General features: G+C 68.2%; 3 protein-coding genes. All 3 read right to left on the reverse strand.

The features are described 5' to 3' along the window. The coding region (locus AC1DU6_RS33350; protein ID WP_477862624.1) for a hypothetical protein at positions 1–219 on the reverse strand (219 nt) is incomplete at its 3' end. Between the two features lie 36 nt (positions 220–255). After that, positions 256–678 (reverse strand): type II toxin-antitoxin system VapC family toxin, encoded by a 423-nt coding sequence (locus tag AC1DU6_RS33355; protein WP_457325515.1) that lies wholly within the window; start codon positions 676–678, stop codon positions 256–258. Then, positions 675–868: AbrB/MazE/SpoVT family DNA-binding domain-containing protein (locus tag AC1DU6_RS33360; protein WP_477862627.1), on the reverse strand; the 194-nt coding region annotated here is incomplete at its 5' end. The genes AC1DU6_RS33355 and AC1DU6_RS33360, both read right to left, overlap by 4 nt.

Below are 868 nucleotides of genomic sequence, written 5' to 3' on the forward strand. Positions count from 1 at the left end.
GTGCGCGACGGCGGCCAGGAAGCTGGCCTTGACCTTGGCCGCATCGTCCACGCCCGGAGGCACGCGGTGGGTCAGCAGATCCAGCAGGAAGGCGTCTTCACCGGCGGGCGGAGCCTTGATCAGCTCGATCAGCTCGGCGACCTGCTTGGCATCCAGGGCGAGGGGCGGGATGCCGAGGGCGGCACGTTCGGCGGCGTGTTGGCGGTAGGCGGACAGCATGGGGGAACTCCTGGCGGAACGGGGATGGAAAAGGAATCAGGCGGCTCCAGGCACGATGACCTTGAGACCCTTGAAGTAGTCGCGGAAGAAACCTTGATCGCGGCTGATCAGCGCCTGGCATTGCAGCAGGGCGTGGGCGCCGATCAGGAAGTCGGGAACGGTGCGCGGACCGGCGGGTGCCTGGCCGGAGGCCTTGCGGCGCTCCTTGTAGCGGCGCTGCATTTCGCCGGCACGAACGGCCGCGCGGGATTCGATGGGAGAGTAGACGATGCCGACGCCTTCCAGCGCATCCAGCAGCTCGGCGCCAAAGCCGAGGCCGGAGACGACTTCGCTGAGCACGACGTCGCAGGCGACGACCGGCCCGCGCGCCAGCGCCTGGCGAAGACAGTCTTCAGCGGATTCGGCGCCCACGTCACCGCCCAGCAGGTCGATGAGAACGGAGGAATCGATGGCGATCACGGCTCGACCGGGTCGCCGGGGGCGCGGCCACGCAGCTCGCGCATGACGTCGTCGGTGGTGACGCCTTCAGGCAGTTTGAAGCGCCCGCGCAGCTTGGCCAGCGCGTCGTCGACGTTCTTGCGCAGGATGATGCGCCCGCCATCAAGCTCGACCTTGAGCGTCGTGCCCTTGGTCAGACCGAGGGCATCTC

The sequence above is a fragment of the Roseateles sp. P5_B10 genome (assembly GCF_056400485.1).